Raw genomic sequence first — 1,945 nt, 5'->3', positions numbered from 1 at the left:
GGCAACGCGTCAATCAATGGGCGCTCTACTCTAGAGCATCTTCGGGATGCGTTCGATGGCGCTGCGCTACTCGCTCGTGGTGTGGGCATGGTAGCTGGTCCAGACATGAGTAAGCTGCCTGATTTCACCGGGGCTATCCCTCTGGAGCAACTGAGCACATCCGACACGCGCGAGCTGCTGGAGCTGCTCACACGGGCTCTGGTGGTCGCAGAGCGTGTAGACGCGGCCCGTGGTCGTAGCGTTGGCCTCGATGCTCCCCTGGGCGAAGATGAGCCTGCTGGGTGCGATCTGGCGGAAGCTATCGGACTGATTAGGCTGCGCGTCAAGGAAGAAGTCCTAGGCGCTGGGCCTGGGAGGGAGTAAAGACACCATGAGCAATTTAACGATAGAGGCGGTGCCGGATGAGCTGGTTGCCCTTACTACCACCCCAGAAGGCATGGCACTGGCAATAGCCGCTGTGCTCGATGCGTTTGGGATGGGTGATGAGCAACTTGATGAGGAAACCCTGGCTGGGCTTCGGCGCGGCCTCGCTGACATTGCAGCAGGACGTACCTATAGCTTCGAGGAGGCGTATACAGAAGGGCGCGAGGAGCTTATCGCCCGGATGAAGGCTAGCAAGCATGACGATGGGCGGAGATCCGAATCTCCGGGATCGATCCACCGTGCTGCCTGATTCCCTCTCAGACGACGAATACCCTTCTCTGCGGCGCTACATGATTCGCTTCTCGAAAGAGGCGAAGCTAAATGCGGTCGAGCAGGCACACGGGCTGTTCTTGTTCACGGGTGAGGAGAAAGACGGCCTGGCGCTTCATGATGACTTCTACGCCCATGCCGCGACACTTGCCACCCTACCCGACCGTCATGTAATCCGTCGAGCAGAGTCAAAGCTGCTTGGCCTTGAGCTGCGGCGGCTTGTGGTGCGCTCTCAGTTCCATCTGTTCTACCGTATTGAAGACGGTGATGATGGGCCGATGGTCGTGGTGGTCTATATCCGTTCGGGATACCAGAAGCCTTTGAGCAAGGACGAAGCCCGCCGCATCCTGGAGAATCAGTAGGGTGCCTGAAGCCGACTTCCTCACGATCTCGCAAGCCTCCCGCGCTTTGGGAGTTCCTGAGCGTTCGGCTCGCCGTGCGGCGGAGAGATTGGCGGACAATGACCGCCAAAAGGCAGCCAATGGCCGGACACTGGTAAAGGTTTCGGCGCTGGCCTCACAGATGGGATTACCTCCCGTGGCCGAGTTTGGCGGACAACTGGCCGAAGAATTGGCGGACAAATGTGGTCAGGATTCGGCCACGGTTGAAGTGTTGGCGGACAATGGCGGACAACCTGATGATGGTTCGAACCATCACGACGGAGTGCTCATCGAGCAGCTACGCAGTGAGAATGCCTATCTGAAGGCGCAGGCGGACAAGTGGCAGGAGCAAGCAGAGAAATCCCTCCAGCTTGTGGACCAGGCACAACGGCTTCAGCTCGCCGCGCAGCACCGCATCGCAGAGCTGGAAGGCAAAGCACTGCCAGCAGTAGAGCAGATTACAGGCTCCGGCCTCCCTGGTGGCGATTCTGGCGAGGTTTCGAGTGCGGGGGGAATCACCACACCGGACAATGAGAAAGCGCCCTGGTGGGCATTTTGGAGAAAAAACTAATGTTTACTCAGGGATTGACAAAACCAAGTTGGAGGGGTGACAATAATACAACAATTTACGGCTCTATCCTGGCGGATGCGATCATCATGCCAGAGGCGATAATCCAGGCCTCTTGTCTCGCTCTTGGGCGATGACAGGGGGTTTGTTGTTTTTAGAGTTGCGTCATACGAAACGGAGTGGAGAAAACATTCTGTGTACGATATGACGCTAAAAATGGTGTGAAATAGCACAGCCGTCCCGTAAGAGCCTGGCAGCTCAAGCGGGACGGCTGAGGATGGGGAGTGTCAACAAACTAGGGTTT

At 57.4% G+C, this 1,945-nt stretch carries 4 protein-coding genes; all 4 read left to right on the top strand.

What is annotated here, in order from left to right:
* Positions 1 to 363 (top strand): hypothetical protein (locus tag ACH2EH_RS07140; protein ID WP_395140283.1); only part of this gene is annotated, 363 nt, incomplete at its 5' end.
* Positions 364 to 370: 7 nt separating this feature from the next.
* Positions 371 to 673, top strand: a complete 303-nt coding sequence (locus ACH2EH_RS07135) for a hypothetical protein (protein WP_395140281.1) — start codon at positions 371 to 373, stop codon at positions 671 to 673.
* Positions 663 to 1,055, top strand: coding sequence for a hypothetical protein (locus tag ACH2EH_RS07130; protein WP_395140279.1), 393 nt, complete (start codon positions 663 to 665; stop codon positions 1,053 to 1,055). The genes ACH2EH_RS07135 and ACH2EH_RS07130 overlap by 11 nt, the downstream gene beginning before the upstream one ends.
* A gap of 1 nt (position 1,056) precedes the next feature.
* A complete protein-coding gene (locus ACH2EH_RS07125; protein WP_395140277.1) occupies positions 1,057 to 1,644 on the top strand; it encodes a hypothetical protein in 588 nt (195 codons plus the stop codon).
* Positions 1,645 to 1,945: the final 301 nt, after the last annotated feature.

This window comes from Armatimonas sp. (genome assembly GCF_043760365.1).
Taxonomy (GTDB): domain Bacteria; phylum Armatimonadota; class Armatimonadia; order Armatimonadales; family Armatimonadaceae; genus Armatimonas.
Note: the sequence above shows the minus strand (reverse complement) of the source record. Positions and strands in the feature narration are given on the sequence as shown.

Excerpts from the sequence above, each read along its gene's own strand:
- ACH2EH_RS07135 (WP_395140281.1), top strand. The coding sequence starts at position 371 with ATGAGCAATTTAACGATAGAGGCGGTGCCGGATGAGCTGGTTGCCCTT.